The sequence below is a fragment of the Pedobacter sp. AC163 genome (assembly GCF_979258665.1).
The window spans coordinates 3,994,627-4,018,053 of sequence record NZ_OZ409872.1 but is presented as its reverse complement, the minus strand read 5'-3'; the positions used below and the strand labels follow the sequence as shown (position 1 = coordinate 4,018,053).

Sequence of the window (23,427 nt, the reverse complement as noted above, 5' to 3'; positions counted from 1 at the left end):
TAAAGCGCTATTTTATCTGCGAAAATCATTTATTAACTATCTAAAAGAATATATTTTTTAAAGCATTTCATTCGATGCCGGAAAGCATATATATTTGATTAAACAACTTATTAATGTGAGGATTGGATTTAAAAGTTCAGTACTTCAATCACTATCATAAACCAAACGAATGAAAATCAAACTATTTACATTAGCTTGTTTTCTTGTTGCAAGTTCGGCGGCTAAGGCCCAAACTGCTTACCAATGGAAAACAGGAACCTCAGGCGGTTACAGCTATAAATACGTAACCAACGATCCTACAAAATCTCGCTTCTACACGCTAAAAAACGGACTTACTGTAATTTTATCGCAGAATAATAAAGAACCAAACATTACTTATAAAATGGCTGTAAGGGCTGGTAGCAATACAGACCCGAGAACAAATACCGGCTTAGCCCACTACTTGGAGCACCTTCTATTTAAAGGGACCGATAAATTTGGAACCCTAAACTATGCGAAAGAAAAACCTCTGCTAGACAAAGTGGAGGCACTTTACGAAACTTATAACAAAACAACTGATCCGGCTAAACGCAAGGAGATTTACAAAGAAATTGATAAGGTTTCTGGCGAAGCATCTGAATATTCTATTGCAAATGAATATGATAAAATGATGAAAGCCATTGGCAGTAACTCTACCAATGCGCACACCTCAGTCGAGGAAACAGTGTACGAAGAAGATCTTCCATCGAATAATATTGATCGGTTTTTATCTCTTCAGGCAGAGCGTTTCCGTGCCCCAGTTTTCCGTATTTTCCACACCGAATTGGAAGCCGTTTACGAAGAGAAAAACATTGGTATGGACAACGATGGGCGTAAAATGTATGAGAAAATGCTTTATGCCCTATTTCCAACACATAACTACGGCCAACAAACCACAATTGGTACTATTGAGCATTTAAAAAACCCATCGCTGGTAGAAATCAGAAAATATTACAACAAATATTATGTGCCAAATAATATGGCCTTAATCATGTCTGGAGATATTAATTATGATGATTTGATCAAAAAAATCGATAAGAATTTCTCTTATATGGTTTCGAAGCCATTGGCACTGTATAATCCAGCACCAGAGAAACCACTTACTCAGATACAAAAGGTTGATATTTATGGTCCGAGTGCAGAAAACCTTTACATTGCTTACCGCGGTTATGCCCAAAATACCCGTCAAAGTTTGCTATTGGATTTAATCGGCAGTATCCTATCAAACGGAAAAGCTGGTTTAATGGATATCAACATCAATAAACAACAGAAAATGTTGAGGGCTAACGCGGGTTATAATTCAATGAAAGATTATGGCGTTTTCATTTTATCAGGTTCGCCAAAAGCCGGACAAACTTTAGAAGAGGCTCAGAAACTGTTATTAGAACAAGTAGATCTACTTAAAAAAGGTGAATTTGATGAAAGCTTAATTAAGGCTACTGTTGCCAACATTAAATTAGCTGAATTGCAAGGTTACGATAACAACGATGTTCGAGCTGATGCCACAATGAATTCGTTTATCCAAAACCGCGGTACAGAATGGGACAAAACGCTGGCCTCTACCGATGCAATGGCAAAGGTTACCAAAAAGGAAATTGTTGATTTTGCCAACCAGTTTTTCATCAACAACTATGCGGTTCTTCTCAAACATAAAGGAGAAGACAAAAGCATCATGAAAGTAGAAAAACCGACGATTACTGCTGTAAAAACTAATGCAAACGAGGTTTCTCCTTTCACAAAAACAATTATCAGTTCTCCAATTAAACCCATTGCACCTAAATTTTTAGATTACAAAAAGGACTTAAATTTTGGTAAAGCTGGCATAGCTGATGTAATCTCTGTGCAGAACACAGAAAACGGTATTTTCCGAATGGGCTATCGTTTTGAAATGGGTTCTTATAATTACAAGTTATTGCCTTACGCGGCTCAATATTTTGCTTTTTTAAGTACCGATAAATATTCGGCAGAAGATATTAGCAAGGCTTTTTATAACTTGGCCTGTAACTACAATATTAATGTTGGTACAGAAGTGACAACTGTTTCTTTAAGCGGTTTGCAAGAAAACTTTGATAAAGCTGTAGCCCTTTTAGAAGATGTTTTAGCGAATTGTAAGCCGAACGAAAAAGCACTCGAAGATTTAAAAGGCCGTTTATTAAAATCAAGAGAAAATGCGAAATTAAATAAATCATCAATTTTAGGTGGCTTGATGAGCTACGCCCAATATGGTGCGGACAATCCTTTTAACTATGGATTAAGCAATGATGAAATCAAAAACCTGAAATCGTCTGATTTGATTTATTTGTTGCACAACCTAACCAACTACAAACACACGATTACTTATTTCGGTCCGAAGGCTTTAGATGCCTTCTCGGCAGACATAGCGAAGGTTCATGCTTTGGGTAAGGATTTTACTCCAGCAGCACCAATGAAAAAATTTGTTTATACCACGACAGATTCTAACAAAGTTTACTTTGCAGATTACGATATGGTACAGGCAGAAATTCGCTGGGTACGCAATGCGGGCTTATACGATCCTACCAACGCAGCTAAAATTGGCCTGTTTAACAATTATTTTGGTGGTGGCATGGGCTCTATCGTGTTCCAAACCATTCGCGAATCTAAAGCCTTGGCTTATTCTACTTTCGCGGTTTATTCTTCACCAAATAGCAAAGACAAAGAGAATAGCATGGTGGCTTATGTGGGTACGCAAGCCGATAAAATGAATGAAGCCGTAGCTGGAATGAACGAACTTTTAACGGTATTGCCGGAGTCGGACAAATCTTTCGATCTTTCGAAAAACAACTCTTTAAATGGAATTGAAACTGCAAGGATAACCAAAGATGGCATTATCTATTCCTATTTAGCTGATAAAAAATTAGGTTTCGATCATGATTCTCGTATTGATGAATATGCTGCGTTGAAACCCTTAAGCTTCGCAGATGTAAAATCATTTCACAATGGAAATATCTCAGGCAAGCCTTACAACTATTGTGTGGTAGCCTCAGAGAAAAAAATTAACATGGCCGATTTAGCCAAATATGGCGCTGTTACTAAATTAAGTTTAGAGCAGATATTTGGATACTAAGAAAGGTTGAGGGTAAAAAGGCGGAGGGTTTAAGGTAAAAGCCCAAGGTCCTTAAATAATTGAAAGCGTTCTGGTATAAAAGCCGGAACGCTTTTTTATTGGCCATTTTTATAAAAAAAGCGAACAGTCTATCTATCAAGAACCACAATAGATTCAAAGTGATATGCGGCTCAATTTGAAAATGACTGTGCAGTAGACTATGGATAAAGCAGTCCCACTATCCGCTGTAGTCCCGCTTGAAAAAATCGGGAGCTGCCGCTTCTATTGGGTTTAATAACATTGTTGTGTGCAAAAAAAGCACCACCGAAAGGCAGTGCTTCACCAGGAATGAGCGTTATTGAAAACCTTATTTCTTCATATAATCAATCACCACGCCATTTGCCATTAGCTTTTTGTTCGCACTTGCTAACTTACTTCCTGCAGGTGTTTCTACAATTAAAACGGATTGATTGCCAGCAATAGAAATACTACTCTTGGAGGTTACGTTTTTGGCAATAAATTTTTGCGAAATGGCATCATATAGATCTACTTTTTTTGTTCCCTTTACTTTGTAAACAAGAGCTTTATTTTGGGCATAAGGGTTGTAAATCAAATAGGTTGGGTAAGCTTTGTTTTTATAGAAATCAGTAGCTAGAACATCTAATTTTAAAATGGCTTCTACATTTGTTTTTTCTACAATTGCACCAAATATACCTACGTGGCCGCTTCCATAAACACTAAATTGAGAAACATCAGGATTTTTGCCTGGCACCCACTTCGGTCCATCGCCTTGTGCCACCGGACCTTTTTTATCCATGTAAAGCGTATCGAAAGTAGAAGTTTTGGCAAAACCCTCATAAGCAATTACACCTTTCGTAACTGCTACTTTCTCAGGAATAGTTTGCCTATCGGCAGGAATATATTGCGGATAAAAAAATCGCGAAGCATTTACCGCATTCAACATCCATTTTCCAATGGCGTTGGCATATGCCGGATCATAGCGAACAGTTGGCACCAATGGCCAGGCCGCATCGAATGTATTCATCAAAAAGCCATAACCACCATGATCTACCGTGCTTCCTACCACACCAGAAATATCGTAGCCATTCCATTTCCCAGTCAAAACGCCCCAACCTTCGCGGCAAACCGCGGTTCCATCAAACGTCCAGCCTAATAATTTTTGAACATCAAAATTTGTTCCTTGCTCAACGTTCATCCTTGCCGCCAAATAGGCTCCGAAAGGCATCAGCAGTTCGTAAGTTGGATTAATCTTATTGCTTTCCAGCGCTGTCATCGCACTAATGGCACCTTTCAAGTATCTTTTATCGCCAAACTTTTTATAAGCCGAATACAATACCCAGGCATGGCCAGCAGCGGCATCTTGTTGTGCACAAATCTGGTTTTTCATGGGCTTCATTGCTGCATAATCAAAATACGAGTAGTTGTAATCGCCTTTCAGAATAGAATCTGCCTTGTAAAACTTCTCAGCAATACTTTTGGCAATCCAGTCGAAATCTTTTTCATTAGGATATTGCTCGTAAACAGCATAAAACAACACATTCGGGTAAACGTCATACCACCAGTCTCTACCATAACCGCCACCTAAAAGTGCCACTTCCGGAGCAGTATTATTCATCATAATATTCCACTTGGTATCGCGGTTAAAGTAGTTTTTCAGCATGGCGGCGTAGTTTACTCCGTTCTGTTTACTCTTATCAATCCCGATTAAGCTGGCACCCATCACCGCACCCATGTTGGCCAAAGCCTCGTGAAACATGCCTTTGTTGTTCTTCCCCTGACGAACGTCACCAACAGCGGTATAAATCCCCATCACTGGCTGATCGAAATTTTTGCGGGTGCTATCCATCCAAATCATTGGCCAATATTCGCCTTTGGCATTGAGATCGTAAACGGTTTTATCGAAGTTTTGGGCCATCAATTTCCAATCAATAATTTTTAATGGCTGAGGCAGATTTGCCATCTCTTCTACCCTACTCAACTTAAGCTGTTTTACTTGTGCTTGCGCTACGCCATAACTCAAGGCAAGCGACAATGCGAAAAGAATTTTGAAATTAAATCTCATATTTTCTGTATTTCGGTCGGTGAAAATACCGACTAAGATTGATCAATTTATTTTATATGGGAGCAACCACACCAGGTTCTTCATTACTTAAAATGGGTGCTTCTTCTATATTTTCTATTTTGCCCTGCTTAATAATTCCTTTTGCTACCCAATAAGAGGCTAACTGTAAAATTGCTACAATAATAATGGCATAACGCAGAGCAATTTCAACAGAAAAACAATAAGCTAAGATCAAAAATGTACCCGCTCCTGTTAATCGGCCAATATAAAGACCTGCTTCATGATTTAAGATATAAGCAAATTCGCTTCTTTTCTCTTTCTTGGTCAAGATATCGATTACACTAAACTGAATGGGGAAATACGCTAAATCCAGCAACGGTTTGGCCAGTAACAAGAACAACATAAAAAGGATTACCCCCAGGCTGCTGTACAAAACCCCGTTAATTACCGCAGCAATTGCAAAGAGCACCAAGCCTGTCCCAAATATATAAAGACGGTGTTTAGCCGAAGTATTTCTACCTATAATGTACATCGCTATCGCAGCAATAATGGCACCGATAGATTGCGCCGTACCTAACGCACCTTCTTTACCAACTAAAAGCATAATTAACATGGCAGGTGCGGTTACCAAAAAGCCTTGAACCAACCCTTTTAAAGTAGCCAAACGCAGTAATTTATACCAATACGGATCGAATTTAAAATAAACAAATTTCTTTTCTGTAGGATTTTGAAAGTTGCCTCTGAAACACATGATGGAAGCCAGAATCGTAATCACGAAAACCATTCCCGTTACAATTTTGTAAGCCAAATGTGCGCCACCAGTTACAGCATTAAATTCGATAAACCACCCAATAAGTACGGGAATCACCACCGCGATAATGGTGTAGAAAAAGGTTTCTAAACCATAATAATAGTTTCGGTTTTCATCATTGGTAATGGCTAATGCAAGGAAATCTCGGTTGGCCCAATAAAAACCGAACGACATGCCCATAATCAATCCTGCAATACCAATTCCGGTATTATCCAAAGTGGTTAACGACATCATCACCATCATCGAAACTCCACTTAACATCATACCCAGGGAATACAATGTTTTAATAGAGAATTTACTCAGCAAATAGCCATTCAAGAAAAACGTAATTGGAATACCGGTATAAATTGTCAATTGATAAATTACAACTTTAACTGGATCGTTGGAACTTCGCATTACATAAGCCGCCACAAAAATATCGATTACAGGAAGTACAATACTGTAAATCAAGTTGGTTAAAGTAAGTACCCTGAAATTGTACGACTGATTTTTGAAGTGCGCAATTTCTGATTTTAGTTTAGTTAGCATGGCTATATTTTAATTGCGATAAAATATCTTGAATAGAAAACTTGGCACCGCACACAAATTCATCGGCAGCACCGTAATAAATAGTGAGTTCATCACCATTGATGGTATGGCCGTTTGTAAAAACCACCTGACCGAAAAAGCCACACATTTCATACTCGGCCGTCGGACGCATTATCGGTTCATCCGTTTGTGCCAGTACTTTCGAAGGATCGTTCAAATCCATCAAAAAAGCGCCTAAACAATATTGATGTTCGGCATTTGCGCCGTGGTAAATTTCCAACCAACCTTTATCAGTTTTAATTGGAGCCGCACCTGCACCAACCCGTTTGCTATCCCAATTATTTTTGCGGGTTTTGATGATACATTTATGGTTTCCCCAATGGATTCCATCAGGAGATTCGGCCAACCAGATGTAGTTACCCCCCAAATCTACACTGCTAGGGCGATGAAGGGTATAAAATTTCCCATTGATTTTTTCTTCGAAAACGGCACAATCCTTATTATGGGGAGGAATAATCATCCCATGTTTTTCAAAGGTTTTCCAGTCTTTTGTGGTTCGCATCCCCACACCCACGCCATGCTCGGAAACGGCGGTAAAAGTTAAATAGTAAGTACCATCAATTAACGCTACGCGACAATCCTCGATACCAAAAGCTTCATCAGGGCCTTCACCTTGTAACAAAGGGTAGCCTTCTGGCTGATAAAAATTAATGCCATCATCGCTACAAACCAAACGCAAATGCGAAAGGGTGGTTAAATAATCTGCTCCTCTATAATTGATTACCCGAGGATCATCAGCTACCAAATCGGGATCATTTTCTTTTATTGCAATAATCTCAATACCATTGCCTTTTAAAACCGGAAATGATATAATTCCATTTTTTTGCTCGGGCCTTTCCGCTACGCGAATGAGTAACCAGGTTTTATTTTGGAACGTAAAAACTCCGGGATTAAGCAAACAAGCAATCTCTAATCCTGGTATACTTGGAACTAAATCCTTTGGAGATAAAATAGGGTTCTGCAGAAATCTTTTAGCACTATCTGTCATAATATTAGTGAATAGTTATCCATTAGCCGATAAAAAACCGACTTGAATAGCGTTTGAAAAAATTAATTGTTGCCTGCCAAATCAATAACAAACAACAATTAATTAACGGTTAGTAACCTGGGTTTTGTTTTAGTGTCCCTGCAGAAGCATCTACCTCAGCCTGTGGTAGCGGATATAGATAATGCTTATCCTGGAAATTTTTGCCTTTACCAGTCATTACCGTTTTCGCTAATTTCCAGCGTTTAAGATCCAACATTCTTTGCGATTCGAAACCCAATTCGACTCTGCGTTCAGAGACTATCCAGTTTTTGATAGTTGCTTTGTCGCTTGAGGCAGCACGATCTGGCAATGTACCTGCTGGTGGCATTACACCTAAAGCACTTACACTTGTTCTTGCTCTTGCCCTAATTTGATTAATAATGGTTACTGCATCAGCATATTGACCCAATTCGTTTTGAGCCTCAGCTTTCCATAGCAATACATCAGCATATCTGATGTAAATTTTGTTGTTGGCAGCATCATCGTTTCCTTTGTTCGATCCATTTGTACTACCCAATAACTTATTTACGTTTTGATTTGGCACATCAACCGTATAAAGTTTTCTTGGATCGTTGGCCTCAAAAGCATTTAGAAAATCGGTACTCGGAGCGAAGAAACCCCAACCCAATGGCGCACAAATACCATTGCCTTTTAGTGGATTTTGATTTGACTGATGATCGTAAACAAAGATATTTTCATTTTCGGCGAACTCTTTCGTTTGATTAAAGCTATCGAAATAATTTGCGTTTAAGCTATAAAAACCTAATCCTTGAAGTTCATTTACACTCGTTACTACATCAGCCCATTTTTCGGTATATAACGCTGATTTTGCCAACAGTGCAATAGCCGACCCTTTATTTGCTCTCCATCTCTCAGTTGCCGAGCTGTATTTTGCATTTGGCAATAAACCTTTTGCTAAATTTAAATCAGCTTTAATTCTATCCCAAACTAAGTTTTTCTCTGCCCTAACAGCAACTTCAAATGCTTCCTGGTATGTACTTACTGGTTTTAAGATCAATGGCACATCGCCAAAATTGGTAACCAATGAGAAATAATAATACGATCTTAAGAAATAAGCTTCTCCAAGGAGCTGGTTTTTACGAGCTGTGGTTATTCCTGTAATCGCCTCAATATCGGTTTTAGTTAATAATTCGATGGCGATATTTAATCTTTTTATCCCTTCATAATCATATTTCCATAAACCATTAGGTCCGCCATTGGTAGATGTAAATGTGAAATTGTTTACATCATCCATCCAAGGCTGATCACCATCTGGATTCCACTTCTTCTCCATATCATCTGAGGCAATATCCTGCATCACCAAATCGTTTTGAAAAACTAAGCCTCCTGCCCAATCCCATTGCGCTAAAATATTTAAGCGGTTAGATAATAACTGATAGGCAGAGTTAACGGAGTTTTCTACTGTTCCAAGTGTTGGGGTGGTATTTACCTGTTCTAAGGTAGTTAAACCTATCGCTTCGGTAGTAAGTTGCTTTTTGCAACCCGCAAATGTTAATACACTAAACACTGCGCTTATAAATAATATTCTTTTCATAATACTTGTGCAAAAAAGGTTTATAAACTAATTTTTAAACCAACAATAAATGCTTTCGATTGTGGGTAAGTGCCTTGATCAATTAATGAGGTCGACTCTGGATCTAAACCTGTATAATCTGTTACTGTTAATAAATTCTGCCCTGATGCATACAAACGCACATTTCTAACGCCAATCTTCTTCACATCGAAAGTATAACCTACTTCGATGTTTTTCAGTCTTAAGTACGACGCATCTTCTACAAATACGCTGGAAACGTTACCACCACCATTGTTATTGAAGGTTACTCGAGGTAAAGTATTACTCGTACTAGGTCCGTTCCAGCTATCCAAAACCGATGTCATCGAATTAAACGGACGGCTGTCGAAGTTGATAATCTGTTTTAAATCGTTATAGCGATCTACCCCTTGTACACCTTGTAATAAGAATGAGAAATCGAACTTTTTAAATGATGAGGAGAAAGCAAATCCGTAAGTCAATTTTGGAACCGGATTTCCGATAAATGTTCTATCATCAGCATTGATCTGACCATCGCCATTCAAATCTTTGAATTTGATATCGCCTGGCAAAGCACCATTCGCATTCGAATATAAATAGCTGCTTACTTCTGCTGGTGTTTGATAAATACCATCGAATACTAAACCAAAATATGAATTAATTGGCTGTCCAGTTTCTGTTCTGGTATGTGTTCTATCATCGTTGATGTTTTTTACAAACTCTTGCAGTTTATTAACTCGGTTTGTTAAAGTAGCAATGTTTGCATTCACGTTGTATTTAAAAGCATGTTCCTGGTTTCTAAAATTTAAACCAAACTCAAAACCTTTATTGGTCACTTCGCCTGCGTTTACGTAGGTACGATCGATAACACCAACAGACACCGCTGGCAAACCAACCGTTAATAAGATATCATCCGTTTTCTTTACAAAATAATCTGCAGTAAATGATAGTCTGTTTTTAAGCACTCCGAAATCGATACCGAAGTTGGTTTGTGTTGTGGTTTCCCATTTCACATCCGGATTACCGTAACGTACTACATTCACGATGCCTCCAGATTCTGAAACCAAAGTTTGATAAGTGTTATTTGGAATTTCCTGGTTACCAGCCTGGCCCCAGCTTCCTCTCAGTTTTAATTCAGAAATCCATTGCGCATCTTTCATAAACTCCTCGTTGGAGATAATCCATCCGGCAGATGCCGATGGAAAATAGCCCCACTTGTTTGTTGGACCGAAACGGGATGAACCATCAGCCCTTAAAGTGGCCGTAGCAAAATATTTATTGTCGAAATTGTAAGTTCCGCTACCGAAAAACGATACCAAATTAAACTCACTTGCCGAACCTGAATTGTAAATATTAGTCAAGCTTCCATAATCCAAGTACTGAAAACCCGATGTGCTTTTATCAAAATTCTGTCTGCTGCCACCAATTGCAGACGACTTGCTGGAAATATTTTCAGCACCTAGCAAGAAATTCACATTATGCTTTTGCGCAAAGGTTTTTACATAATTTAAGGTGTTTGTAAAAGTAAAGTTCATTACTTCACCTCTGTTTTCATCTAAATTATTAGGCTTATTGTTTCTGCCCTTACCAGGGTAAAGCTCATCAGGATTGTTGTCGTTATCATCTCCATAATTTTGAGCGAAGTTTTTATTGTGGGTAAAACTGATATCTACACCTACACTTGACCTGAATGTTAAAGATTTATCGCTTAAGAATGCATATTCGGCATAGAGGTTTCCAAAAGTTTGGAAGGTTTTACGTTTATCGTTGGTAAAATTCACGATAGCGATAGGATTTGAACTGAATTCGAAATTTTTATCCCAACCATTATTGTTGCCCGTATAAAAGGGTAAATCGGTGTAGGGATTTGCTGCCGAATAAGTAGGATCGGTTACACGTTTATATACCCCCAAAACTGGCGGACGCAATAATGCATGGCGAATAACCCCTGGTACATCACCACTTGAAGACAATTTATCCTGCTTAGCAAAGCTTAATTGCAGGTTTGTGCCCACTTTAAAACGATCTGTGATATTGGCATTTACATTTGATCTGAAATTAAAACGTTCGTAACCATCATGATCCTGAACCACAATACCATCTTGCTTGTAATAGCCTGTTGAAATTAAATACTGAACCTGATCGGAGCCCCCATTTACAGAAGCCTGAAGATTTTTCGATTTTCCAGTTTCGAATAATTCCCCTAACCAATCTGTATCGGATAAATCATTCCTACTTCTGGCAGCCTGATATGGACTTACTGCATTTGCTGCATTGCCTAAAGTATTGTGCCATGCTCTGTCTTTTATTGTTAAGTATTGATCGGCATTAAGCATTTTTGGCAAATTAGTTGCCTGATGAAAGCCTGCAAAATACTCCACGTTGATGTTTGCCTTTCCTTTACTGCCACTAATAGTTGTAATTACAACCACACCATTAGCCGCACGAGATCCATAAATAGCACCTGCAGCAGCATCTTTTAAAACCGTCATCGATTTTACATCGCTCTGGTTTAGAAAAGAAATGTCGCGGGTAGGTACCCCATCAATTACATAAAGTACATCGTTGTTACCCAAAGTACCCTCGCCCCTAATTCTAAGTTTTATACCATCACCTGGAGCACCTGTATTTGCAGCTACAAATACACCTGCAACCTGACCTTGAAGTGCCTGAGCAACATCAACAATTCTCGTTTTCTGCAAATCGTTCATATCAACCGTTGCAACTGAACCTGTAATTGACGCTTTCTTTTGAGACGTATAGCCAACTACCACTACATCGTTTAATGACTGTGATGACGGTTTTAAAGAGATGTTCAAACTTCCGCCTGTCGGCGATAAAGTGGTGGCGTTGTAGCCTATATAAGTAAAAGTTACTGTTTGAGTTGAACCCGGCTGAAGGGTTAAAACATATACTCCATTTCCATCGGTAGAAGTTTTGTTTTGTGTGTTGGTTTGCATCACCACAACACCAGGCAAAGGCTGATTAGTTTCATCTGTAACCTTACCTGTTATTTTAGTTTGCGCATAACTTGTAAAACCCGTAACGGCTAAGAACAAGAAAACCAACGATGCATAGATACGTCTGTTTTTTTTCATAAAGATTTATATTTGATTGAGAGCAAATATAGCCTGGAAGCTGTGCAACAATAGTGTACTATAATAACATTTTAGTTCACTATTATTGCAAAAGAGCGTTTTGAAGGCATTTTGCTTAAAAAATTTCTGTTGGGCTTGTTCCCTCGTGCTGTTTCTGACGGTATTCGTTTGGGGCCAAATGATAGATCTTTTTAAACTCCCTAAAAAAGTAAGATTTATTGTTGAAGCCTGTTAAGTAGAAAATTTCGGACACATTCAGTTTCGAATTTTGGAGTAAAACCGCAGCATGTTTCAACCGAATTCTTTTGATGAATTCAGAGGGTGTCATCCCAGCCAAAGTTTTTAATTTTCGATACAATTGCATTTTGCTGATGCATAAAATATCTTCCAGCTTCGAGGCATCTAGATCTGGTTCTGCTAAATTGTCCTCCACCGCTTTTACCAACGCATTTAGAAATTCTTTATCACCCTGCTCCAAATCAACATCCACAAATTGGTTGTTTATATTTCGGTCTTTAATTAAATGATTCATGCGGTTTCGGTAGTCTAAAAGTTTCCGCACCCGCATTTGTAAATAGTTTACATGGAAAGGCTTTGAAATATAGGCATCCGCCCCAGTTTCATAACCTTCAATTTTGCTTTCTTCCGTACCTTTGGCCGATAACATAATAAAAGGGATGTGACAGGTTGAAGGTGCTGTTTTAACGTGCTTGCAGAGTTCTAGCCCATCCATGTCCGGCATCATTACGTCGCTAATGATGATATCCGGCGTATTGTTTTTTAGAAATTCCAAGGCCGACCTACCGTTCTCGGCTTCGTAAACAATGTATAAATCTTTCAAGATGTTTCTAATCAAGAATCGCAAGGAAGCATCATCTTCAACAACTAAAATACTCGATGGGGCATAGCCTTTTAAATCATCAATTAGAGCAATTTTATTAATTTCTTCGGCAGTTTCTTCGTTGTAGGGCTTCAGTATCGATTCAAATAAATAAGATGGAGCCGAGGCTACAACCTCATTTTCTTTACCTTCTATAGTCTGTTGAAGTTTAAGTTTGAAATTGAAATATATCCAATCGTCTTCTAAATAGACATGAATGTTCCCGTCCATAATCGAGATCAGTTCTTTTGTAAAGGCTAAGCCAATGCCTGTGCTTTGTTTTTCAAACTGATTGCCACCACCGATGTAGAATTCTTTAAAAATATGCTTTAAATCTGCCTCTTTAAGTTGGCAGCCAGAATTGCCTACAACGATTTCCAAATCCTGGGTTTCGGAATCAAAATTTGCTTTAAAAACAATTTCCTGCTCCTTACCTGAATGTTTAAATGCGTTCGAAAGCAAATTAAAAAGCACTTTTTCAAACTTATCTTTATCTATAAATCCAGCAATTCCTTGTTGAATATCGCGGGCAAATTTTTGTTGGTTTTTTTCTGCAGCAGGCACAAAAAGTTGAGTTAAGCTATTCAGTAACTTGCTAATATCGAAATAATCGTCGCTACGTGTTAAATAGCCGGCTTCAGCTTTTCTAAATTCTAATAATTGCTGCACCAAATAAGTTAAGCGGGCGGTGTGTTGATGCACAATCGAGAGAAAATAATTCTTATCAATTGATTTATCTAGCGTATTACGCTTTTGCATGAAATGCTCTACAGAGCCTAGAATGAGCGTTAAAGGGGTTTGAATTTCGTGGGCTATATTGGTAAAGAAATTAATTCGTTGTAAATGCACTTCTTCATCTTTTTGCCTGAACAGATACTCCCGCTCCAGCTTAAATTTCATTTCCAACCTGTTTTTTCGGTATACATGAAAGGCATATCCACCAATAATTAACAGGAACAGATAAAATGCATAAGCTGGATAGGTTAGCCAGAAATATTGTCTTACATCTAGCCTAAGCGCAACAACGTCCTTGGTCCAGATTCCTTCGCCATTACTCCAACGCACCAACAGTTCATATTTACCCGGAGGGATATTGTAGTAGGCGATTTTTCCATCGGTACCGGTATAACGCCAGTTTTGATCAAGGCCTTGAAGTTTATAGGCAAACTCATTTTTGGATGCACTAAAATAGTTGAGCGCATTAAAAGAGAATTGGAAGAAATTGCTTTTACGCTCCAACTCGAATGTTGGAGCGCTTTTCTGTGTACCCTTAACAATAAGGTACTGATTATTTTGAAATTCCTTTCCACCAAGCTGCAAATCAGAAATCAACAAGTTGGGCTGTTTGGTGTTTTCGACAATATTTTTTGGCAAGAAATAATTAAATCCATAAATCCCCCCAAAGAGCAGGTTATTATTTGCTGTTTTAAAAGCTGCTCCATCGCTAAACTCATTGCTTTGTAAACCATCGCTTTCCTGATAGTTGGCTATGCTGTTGTTGGCTGGATTTATTTTGGCCAAACCTTTATTGGTACTTAGCCAAATATTTCCCATCACATCTTCCTGAATGGCATGGATCGTGTTATTTGGTAATCCTTTATCGGTTGTTATTTTTATAAATTTCGGTTTATCTTTTAAAGATTCGTCGTACGATAAATAATTAAGGCCATAACTGGTACCAATCCATAGCCGGTTTTTACGATCATAAAATAGTGATAAAACATCACTGTGCGACAAGCTCCCTTCATAGCCAAAAGCCTTATAGGTTTTAAACTTTCCGGTTTTTTTGTTCAATACGCTTAATCCCCCATACCTACAAGCAATCCATAAGCGATTGTCCTTTCCTTGAGCCAAGGCATAAATAATATCATTTACGGGTCCATTTTTTTCCACTGATGAAGACGAGTATTGCTTAAAATGCTGAATGGAAATCGATTGATCCGGATTTCGAACGAGCTTGAGGTGAACCAAACCATAACCACTGGTTCCCATCCAAATAGAACCATCAGGATCTTGAATAATAGCATAAACCGACTTAAACTCAGGAAGCTTGTTAGTATTGCGAATATCTTTCCAATTGAATAGTTTATTCAACTTTAAATCAAACACAGAAAGTCCTTTACCATCAGTACCTATGTAAATAAATTGGTTTGCACCTTTTTGAATTGCAAAAACGGAGTTGTTTTCTAACCCGGAGTTCACATCAATTTTTTTCGGCTTGTTAGTTGCCCTATCCTCCGACCAAAAATTGTTAAAAATTAAAACACCGTTTCCTTTGGTCCCAACCCATAAATTTCCACCCTCTTCTGCAAAAGCTCTTATGGGTTTATTGATATTGGTACCGTTTACTTTGGTTAATAAGCCGAAAAAATTTTCTTTTGGGTAAATCTGAACCAAACCATTCCCGTCTGTACCTAACCATAATATCTGATCGGTACCTACATTTAAAGCGGTAATTTTAAGGTTGTCGACAGCAGCAACTTCATTTTTTAAAAAACTTGATGCTTTGAAGTCTGAATCAAAAACACTCAAGCCCTGGTTTTCCCATGCAATTATATAATGAGATTTATAAAACGAAACTGCTTTGATCTTTTTTTTTGGCCAGTCAATGGGCACTTCAGCAAAGTTTTGATCAAGTAGAAATTGGCTTTCGGTAGTAGTTGTGAAAATAATTTTACCATTGATGATAAAGAAATTGCTTATTCCCTTAGGATTGGTGAACCTTTTTTCAATCTGTAAAGTCTTCTGCCCAACTTTGGCCAACTTAAGTTCTCCAGATTTATTAAGGTAACAAAGTTGATTGCCCACAAAATTCATTTTAACAATGACTTCATGGCTCTTGAATTGTTGAAAGGCTATGAATTGGTCTATTTCAAAATCGTATCTGCTTAAAACTCCATTTGCTGAAAAACAAAAAACCATCCCATCATTGCTTATAATAAGGTCGTATTCATTCTCTCTTATTTTCTGTGGTGAGGTATTTTTATAAAAATAACGGCTAAACTTACCTGAAACTTTATTGTAGCGAGAAATACCACCGATGGTATTTATCCAGATATTATTTTTTTGATCTTCTTTAATGGATAAAATTACATTGCTCCCTATGCTGTTCTCTATTTTATCAATATTATGGTTGTATACAGTAAAATTAGCTCCGTCATACCGGTTTAAACCATCCCAGGTGCCAACCCATAAAAGCTGGTCTTTATCTTGAAATATTGAATTAATTGAGCTGTTTGATAATCCATTTCGATTATCGAGCTGGCGATAATAGAAAGAAACTTTCGGCTTCACATCTTCCGCATAAATATGCTCTAACGAGATAAATCCCATCAAAAACAAAAAGACAACAAACGCTTTACTCATAGTAGGCTTGCAATTAAAAACTTGTTGGTTGGCTATAAACTTGGGATGATTAAAACTACTCAAAAAAATTGAATTAGCCGGACAGAAATATGCTTAAACGAAAACAGGCGGTCAAATTTGACCGCCTGTTTTTCATCATCATAACAAATGATTATAAGGAATTAATCCACTTTACCAGTTCGTCTCTTCCTTTACCTGTTTTTTGCTGAAGTCTCCCTAATAACTCATCATCTTGCCCCTCATCGTGCTTCAAATCATCATCAGTTAAATCGGCATAAGCTTGTTTAACTTTTCCTTTTATTTCGTTCCACTTTCCTTTAATTTCTAACTTATCCATTTTGAGTTTTTTTTTAAGTAAATCAAATTTTAATCTATTTTATCAACAACCATCTCCAATTTTTGTTTCGAAATGCGCTTTTGAAACGATATTAAATGTTAAAACCAATCATTCTTAAATGTTTTAAATAAAAATTTTGTTACATTGATTTATCATTCCTCTAACTATAAACCATTATTAACTAAAACTAAAATTTGATGAAAAAACTACTATTAAGTATGATTTTATCTTTCGGTTTGATTTCGCTTGCTTTCGCACAAGATAAAGTCATAACCGGGAAAGTTACCTCTAACAGTTCAGGGCCTTTGCCTGGTGTTAGTGTGTACGTAAAAGGAGCCGCTTCAAATGGTACTCAAACCGATGCAACTGGTTCATACAAACTAAGCGTACCAGCAAACGCAAAAACATTGGTTTTCACATTTATCGGATTTAAAACCAAGGAAATAGCTATAACAGGCAGCACAGTCAATGCCAGTTTAGACGAAGAAAATACCACCTTATCTGATGTGGTGGTAGTGGGTTACGGGACGCAGAATCGTCGAGATGTAACAGGTTCGATCGCCAAAATTACATCTGCAGATTTGAAAGATCGGCCCCTTGCTACTATCGAAAGTGCATTGCAAGGAAAAGCGCCAGGTGTATTTATAAATTCAAGCAGTGGCAAGTTAGGCCAAGCGCTTCAGATTAGGGTTAGAGGAATATCATCTATTTCCGCTAGCAACCAACCCTTATTTGTAATTGACGGTGTCCCAATTGTTAGTGATGCCTTAGGAACTTACACTGAGGCAGACAATCCACTTGCAGCTATTAGTCCTGATGATATAGAATCAATGGAAGTACTAAAAGATGCGGCTTCTGCGGCTATTTATGGGGCAAGGGGTTCAAATGGAGTTGTTTTAATTACGACCAAAAAAGGTAAACAAGGCAGAACCAATATTGACTTTGGATATTATGCAGGCTTTAGCGATCCGACGAAAAAAGGCGAATTTTTAAACGCTGCACAGTATAAACAATTAATGGAAGAATCATTCAAGAACGTTGATTACGATGGTTATGCTAATTCTTCTGAATTGTGGGCAGATTATACAGGAACAAATGATTGGGATGGCACTGCAGATGCAAATTGGGTAGATGCATCCTTTAGAAGAGGCCATGTACAACAATATAACTTGAATATTAATGGAGGTGATGCCAAAACTCGTTTTTTAATTTCTGGTAATTACAGTAATAATGATGGTATCATTGTGAGCAACAGATATGTTCGTACTGGCGGTAGAATGAGCCTAGACCATACAGTTTCAAAATTTCTTGATATTGGTGGGGCAATAAACATATCAAAAGTAGATAATTATCGTATCCCTACAGACAATGCATTTTCAAATCCTTTGCAATTAAATGCGCTGCCTCCAATACAACCTATTTACGATGCATCTGGTGAACTAAATAATAATACAGTTTATTATAACTCATTAATTGATATTGCAAACGGCAGTAACCTATCTACCACATACAGAACATTTGCAAATGCTTACGCCAGTTTAAAAATTACACCTGATTTGGTTTTTAGAAGCGAATATGGTTTCGATTTCAACAATTTGGAAGAAGAGCAATATCTTGGCTCAAAAACGCAAGATGGTGGTAGTACAAGTGGGTATGGAAATGATTACAATGCAAAATCGATTAACTTTAATACCAATAATACATTAAACTATACCAAAGTATTTAATGAAAAACATAGCCTAAACGTATTAGGTGGTTTTACTTTTCAAGATACCAAATTTAGATATGGCACAGTAACCGGAACAGGCTTTCCGTCTGATAGGTTTGTTAAAATTGCCAGTGCAGCAACAATTTCGGCAGGAAGTTCTTTTGAAACCGAATACTCATTTGTTTCATATCTGGCTAGAGTAAATTACAAATATGATGACAAATATTTAGTAAGTGCTTCGGTTAGAACAGATGGTTCATCAAGATTTGGGGCAAACAACAGGTATGGTACTTTCCCGGCAGCATCATTGGGATGGATTGCAACAAATGAAGACTTTTTAAAAACAAGCACATGGCTGAGTTTATTGAAAGTTAGAGCAAGTTATGGATTAACTGGTAATGCGGAAATCGGAAATTTCGCATCGAGAACATTGTATGGCGGCGTTAACTATGCAGGTACTGCAGGAACTCTTCCAAATCAGCTTGGCGATCCTAACTTAACATGGGAGAACACATCAAACTTTAACATCGGTTTAGATTTTGGTTTCTTATCAGATAGAATTACAGGTACTATTGAAGCGTATAAGAAAAAAACCACAGATTTATTACTTAATGTTCCAATTGCAGCAACCAATGGCTTTACTTCAATTACACAGAACATTGGCGATATGCAGAATAAAGGTTTGGAATTCTCATTAAATACCAGAAATTTTGTAGGCGAATTTAAATGGACTACTTCATTTAATATTGCATTTAATAGAAACAAAATTCTACGTTTGGTAGATGGCCAGCCAATTTTTACTGGCGGAAGATTTCTGGGCAGAATTGCAGAGGGTGAACCATTTGGATATTTTTATGGGAAAGCTTACGCTGGTGTAGATCCAAATAATGGTGATGCTATTTATTATATCGATGCAAGTAGAACTGCAACCACAAATAGCTACAATACAGCACAAAACCAAAAAATCGGCGATCCAAATGCAAAATATTACGGGGGATTTGGAAATCGTTTTTCATACAAAAATTTTGATTTAGATATTCAAACCCAATTTGTTCAGGGCAATGATATTTATAATATGGCTGGTGGTTTTCAATCTGCCAATGGAGATTATTTTGACAACCAAACAATTGATCAGCTAAATTATTGGACAACCTCAAATAGAATTACATCTATACCACAACCTAGATTTGATTCTGCAAATGGTACAAGACCATCTTCGAGGTACATTCAAGACGGTTCTTATTTAAGGGTTAAGAGTGTCATTTTCGGTTATAATTTACCAAAAGAATTTATAACAAAATACAAATTACAGAATGTTAGAATTTACGCTTCGGCACAGAATTTATTCACAATCACCGGATATAATGGATATGATCCCGAAGTAAATACGCCTGCGGGTTCATCTCTACAAACCAATAATATCCAAATAGGACACGATTTTTATACACCTCCACAAGCCAGAACAATAACTTTTGGTGTAAACATTGGGCTTTAATGGATATAAATATTAGAAATATGAAAAATTATTATAAAAGTATATTGGCCGCTAGTATTATTATACTAACTGCTTCCTCTTGTAAAAAGCAATTGGAAATCGAGCCAAAGCAATCAATTTCATCTGATGTGGCGCTATCTACAACAGCTGATGTTCAAAACGCATTAATAGGTGCATATACAGTATTAGCAACTGGAGATTTATACGGCACTAACCTTGTTTTTCTTCCAGATATATATGCCAGCAATGGATATTTGAACTGGACAGGTTCATTTAGTACCTACAGAGATATCTCAAATAAAGCAATTATCTCTACTAATGCTGATGTATTAAGAACATGGGTATCTGCTTATAGGGCCATAAACGTAGCAAATACAGTTTTATCAGCTTCGAGCGTGGTTAGCAATGCAACAACCAAAAATAATATTGAGGGCAAAGCTCTATTCATTAGAGGAATTATGCATTTTGAACTCGTAAGATTATATGCGCAACCCTTTGATGCTGCAGGAACAAACAATGGCCCAGGTGTACCAATTATTACGAAAGCAGTGCAAAGCACAAGTGATGTTGTTACTAATGTACCAAGAAATACTATTGCAGATGTTTATACAGCTGTCGAAAATGATCTTAAATCATCAATTACAAAACTTGAAGGTGCCGATGAAAAGTATGCTTCAATGGCGTTTTTGGCCAGAGTATATCTTCAAGAAGGAAAATATGCATTGGCTAGAGATCTTGCTAATGACATTATTAACAACAGTTCGTATTCGTTAATAATTACATCTTTAGAAGCTCCATTTAGAACCAGAAATTCAAGTGAAGGTATTTTTGAAATCGCTCAAAATGAGCAGAGCAATGCAGGCTCATCAAATGATGGATTAGCCACTTTCTATGCAAGTTATGAAAATTCAACTGGCGGCAACGTTGGTCGTGGAGATGCAAGTGTTAACACTGCTTTTTATAATGCATTCGAAACTGGCGATAAAAGACAAACAGATTTAATTTATACAGGTACAGGTGCAAAAAACGGTTTATTCACTAAAAAATGGTATGATTATTTTGGAAACATTCCTGTTGCCCGCATTACAGAACAATACTTAATTAGAGCAGAATGCAACTTTAGATTAGGTACAGTAATTGGAGCTACACCAGCTGCTGACATCAACAGATTAAGAACAAGAGCTGGCCTAGGTAATGTGGTTCCTACACTTGCCATAATACTAAATGAGCGTGAAAAAGAATTAGCTTATGAAGGATTTAGATTGCATGATTACAAACGTACAAAGCGTACACTAGGTACCTTTGTTTATAACGATCCTAAACTTGTTTTCCCTATACCAGATCGTGAGTTATCTGCTAATAAAGGTTTAGTTCAAAATCCAGGATATTAACCACAATTTATTAAACCAAAAATGCCGATCAAATGATCGGCATTTTTTGTTACTTTGAATGTTTAAATCTATTTCAGCGCTTTAGAAGCCGCTATAATTTCTTCTACCACGCCTGGATCCAACAAAGTTGAAGTATCGCCTAAATTAGCGGTATCACCCTCAGCAATTTTTCTTAAAATTCGACGCATAATTTTACCCGAACGTGTTTTTGGCAAGCCAGACACGAAAAGGATTTTATCTGGTTTGGCAATGGCACCAATTACCCGGGTAACCGTTTGCAAAATATCTTTTTTAGTCAGTTCTGCTTCACCATGCATTTCTGGATTAATTACGAAAGCATAAATTCCTTGTCCTTTTACATCATGCGGATAGCCTACCACTGCACTTTCAACCACGCCAGCATGCATATTGATGGCGTTTTCTACTTCCGCAGTACCAATTCTATGACCAGAAACATTCAAAACATCATCAACCCTACCAGTGATTCTATAGTATCCATCCTCATCGCGTAAGCAGCCATCTCCAGTAAAATATAAATTCTCATAAGTGGAAAAATAGGTTTGCTTGCATCTCTCATGATCGCCATAGGTGGTACGTAACATTCCAGGCCATGGAAACTTAATACAAAGATTTCCACTTACGCCATTGCCTTCAATTTCTTTACCATTTTCATCTACCAAAATAGGCTGAATACCTGGCAGAGGCAAAGTGGCGTAACTTGGTTTTGTCGGCGTTACCGTGGCGATTGGCGAGATCATAATTCCTCCGGTTTCGGTTTGCCACCAGGTATCAACAATTGGTGCTTTACCATGTCCAATTTTTTCGTCAAACCAATGCCAGGCCTCTTCGTTTATAGGTTCTCCTACAGAGCCGAGCACACGAATAGAACTTAAATCTTTTCCTTGTAACGGTTCCTCGCCAAAGCTCATTAATGAACGTATAGCAGTTGGTGCGGTGTATAATGTATTTACTTTATGTTTTTCTACAATATCCCAAAAGCGAGAAGCATTAGGGTAAGTTGGAATCCCTTCAAATAATACAGATGTTGCCCCTTGAGAAAGCGGTCCGTAAACGATGTACGAGTGCCCTGTAATCCAACCGATATCAGCGGTACAGAAATAAACTTCTCCTGGTTGATAATTGAATACATTTGTGAAGGTATAACCAGCATAAACCATGTATCCGCCGCAAGTATGTACCACGCCTTTTGGTTTACCTGTAGAGCCCGAAGTGTACAAAATGAACAACATATCTTCTGCATCCATCTCTTCGGCTTCGCAGATATCATTAACATGTTTAACTTCATCCTCCCACCATACATCTCTACCCTTCAACATGGAAACCGGCGTACGCACATGCGTAAGCACAATACATTTTTCTACGGTAGGGCAGCCGATGAGCGCATCGTCAATTACATCTTTCAACGGAATTTGTTTATTTCCGCGATAGGCACCATCTGCAGTAATTACCAATTTACATTGCGAATCGTTAATCCGATCGGCAATGGATTTAGCAGAAAAACCACCAAAAATTACCGAGTGAACGGCTCCTATTCTGGCACAACCCAGCACTGCAATTGCCAGCTCAGGAACCATAGGCATATAGATGCAAATCCGGTCGCCTTTTTTTGCTCCGTTACGTTTTAAAACATTGGCAAAACGGCACACTCGTTCGTGCAACATCTTATACGTTAGGGTAACACTTTCTTCTTCAGGATTATTGGGCTCCCAAATGATGGCAGGTTTATCACCGTTCTTTTCTAAGTGACGATCCAGGCAGTTTTCGGTGATGTTTAGTTTGGCGCCCTCGAACCATTTAATGTCTGGCTCGTTAAAATTCCATGATAAAACTTTAAACCAAGGTTTTCTCCACTGAAAGTTCTGTGCAACCTCGCCCCAAAATTGTTCTGGGTTTTCGATACTTTTTTTATAATCTTCTTCGTATTGTTTAAAAGATGTAATTTGCATGGTGCTCGTTATATATTTGGGATTACTAGCGGCTAATTTAAA

At 37.8% G+C, this 23,427-nt stretch carries 11 protein-coding genes; 3 read left to right on the top strand and 8 right to left on the bottom strand.

What is annotated here, in order from left to right; genetic code table 11:
- Window positions 1–169: 169 nt before the first annotated feature.
- Window positions 170–3,103 carry a M16 family metallopeptidase gene (locus ACZZZK_RS17415; protein WP_463485215.1) on the top strand — a complete coding sequence of 978 codons (2,934 nt, stop codon included), beginning with the start codon at window positions 170–172 and terminating at the stop codon, window positions 3,101–3,103.
- Window positions 3,104–3,449: 346 nt separating this feature from the next.
- Here ACZZZK_RS17415 and ACZZZK_RS17410 read toward each other — a convergent pair whose 3' ends face one another.
- From ACZZZK_RS17410 to ACZZZK_RS17380, 7 genes are all read right to left on the bottom strand, one after another.
- Window positions 3,450–5,165, bottom strand: a complete 1,716-nt coding sequence (locus tag ACZZZK_RS17410) for a hypothetical protein (RefSeq protein WP_463485214.1) — start codon at window positions 5,163–5,165, stop codon at window positions 3,450–3,452.
- Window positions 5,166–5,217: 52 nt separating this feature from the next.
- The gene (locus ACZZZK_RS17405; protein WP_265798959.1) at window positions 5,218–6,504 is read right to left on the bottom strand and encodes an MFS transporter; all 1,287 of its coding nucleotides are present in this window, start codon (window positions 6,502–6,504) and stop codon (window positions 5,218–5,220) included.
- Window positions 6,494–7,552 carry a glycoside hydrolase family 130 protein gene (locus ACZZZK_RS17400; protein WP_463485213.1) on the bottom strand — a complete coding sequence of 353 codons (1,059 nt, stop codon included), beginning with the start codon at window positions 7,550–7,552 and terminating at the stop codon, window positions 6,494–6,496. The genes ACZZZK_RS17405 and ACZZZK_RS17400 overlap by 11 nt, the downstream gene beginning before the upstream one ends.
- Before the next feature lie 109 nt (window positions 7,553–7,661).
- Window positions 7,662–9,146, bottom strand: a complete 1,485-nt coding sequence (locus tag ACZZZK_RS17395) for a RagB/SusD family nutrient uptake outer membrane protein (RefSeq protein ID WP_463485212.1) — start codon at window positions 9,144–9,146, stop codon at window positions 7,662–7,664.
- A 20-nt stretch (window positions 9,147–9,166) separates the two neighbouring features.
- Window positions 9,167–12,241 carry a SusC/RagA family TonB-linked outer membrane protein gene (locus ACZZZK_RS17390; RefSeq protein WP_463485211.1) on the bottom strand — a complete coding sequence of 1,025 codons (3,075 nt, stop codon included), beginning with the start codon at window positions 12,239–12,241 and terminating at the stop codon, window positions 9,167–9,169.
- Between the two features lie 115 nt (window positions 12,242–12,356).
- Window positions 12,357–16,487 (bottom strand): hybrid sensor histidine kinase/response regulator transcription factor, encoded by a 4,131-nt coding sequence (locus tag ACZZZK_RS17385; protein ID WP_463485210.1) that lies wholly within the window; start codon window positions 16,485–16,487, stop codon window positions 12,357–12,359.
- A 151-nt stretch (window positions 16,488–16,638) separates the two neighbouring features.
- On the bottom strand, window positions 16,639–16,824 hold the full coding sequence (locus ACZZZK_RS17380) for a CsbD family protein (protein WP_056848604.1): 186 nt from the start codon (window positions 16,822–16,824) through the stop codon (window positions 16,639–16,641).
- 197 nt (window positions 16,825–17,021) lie between these two features.
- Here ACZZZK_RS17380 and ACZZZK_RS17375 point away from each other — a divergent pair, with 197 nt between their 5' ends.
- Together ACZZZK_RS17375 and ACZZZK_RS17370 are read left to right on the top strand one after the other, a co-directional pair.
- Complete coding sequence (locus tag ACZZZK_RS17375) at window positions 17,022–20,027, top strand: SusC/RagA family TonB-linked outer membrane protein (protein ID WP_463485209.1); 3,006 nt, start codon at window positions 17,022–17,024, stop codon at window positions 20,025–20,027.
- A 20-nt stretch (window positions 20,028–20,047) separates the two neighbouring features.
- A complete protein-coding gene (locus ACZZZK_RS17370; RefSeq protein ID WP_463485208.1) occupies window positions 20,048–21,418 on the top strand; it encodes a RagB/SusD family nutrient uptake outer membrane protein in 1,371 nt (456 codons plus the stop codon).
- A 68-nt stretch (window positions 21,419–21,486) separates the two neighbouring features.
- Here ACZZZK_RS17370 and acs read toward each other — a convergent pair whose 3' ends face one another.
- Window positions 21,487–23,397 carry an acetate--CoA ligase gene (acs, locus tag ACZZZK_RS17365; protein WP_463486302.1) on the bottom strand — a complete coding sequence of 637 codons (1,911 nt, stop codon included), beginning with the start codon at window positions 23,395–23,397 and terminating at the stop codon, window positions 21,487–21,489.
- Between the last annotated feature and the right edge of the window lie 30 nt (window positions 23,398–23,427).

What these genes read in the sequence shown, in the direction of transcription:
- ACZZZK_RS17415 (WP_463485215.1), top strand. Translation starts at nt 170, where the DNA reads ATGAAAATCAAACTATTTACATTAGCTTGTTTTCTTGTTGCAAGTTCG.
- ACZZZK_RS17410 (WP_463485214.1), bottom strand. Translation starts at nt 5,165, where the DNA reads ATGAGATTTAATTTCAAAATTCTTTTCGCATTGTCGCTTGCCTTGAGT.
- ACZZZK_RS17405 (WP_265798959.1), bottom strand. Translation starts at nt 6,504, where the DNA reads ATGCTAACTAAACTAAAATCAGAAATTGCGCACTTCAAAAATCAGTCG.
- ACZZZK_RS17400 (WP_463485213.1), bottom strand. Translation starts at nt 7,552, where the DNA reads ATGACAGATAGTGCTAAAAGATTTCTGCAGAACCCTATTTTATCTCCA.
- ACZZZK_RS17395 (WP_463485212.1), bottom strand. Translation starts at nt 9,146, where the DNA reads ATGAAAAGAATATTATTTATAAGCGCAGTGTTTAGTGTATTAACATTT.
- ACZZZK_RS17390 (WP_463485211.1), bottom strand. Translation starts at nt 12,241, where the DNA reads ATGAAAAAAAACAGACGTATCTATGCATCGTTGGTTTTCTTGTTCTTA.
- ACZZZK_RS17385 (WP_463485210.1), bottom strand. Translation starts at nt 16,487, where the DNA reads ATGAGTAAAGCGTTTGTTGTCTTTTTGTTTTTGATGGGATTTATCTCG.
- ACZZZK_RS17380 (WP_056848604.1), bottom strand. Translation starts at nt 16,824, where the DNA reads ATGGATAAGTTAGAAATTAAAGGAAAGTGGAACGAAATAAAAGGAAAA.
- ACZZZK_RS17375 (WP_463485209.1), top strand. Translation starts at nt 17,022, where the DNA reads ATGAAAAAACTACTATTAAGTATGATTTTATCTTTCGGTTTGATTTCG.
- ACZZZK_RS17370 (WP_463485208.1), top strand. Translation starts at nt 20,048, where the DNA reads ATGAAAAATTATTATAAAAGTATATTGGCCGCTAGTATTATTATACTA.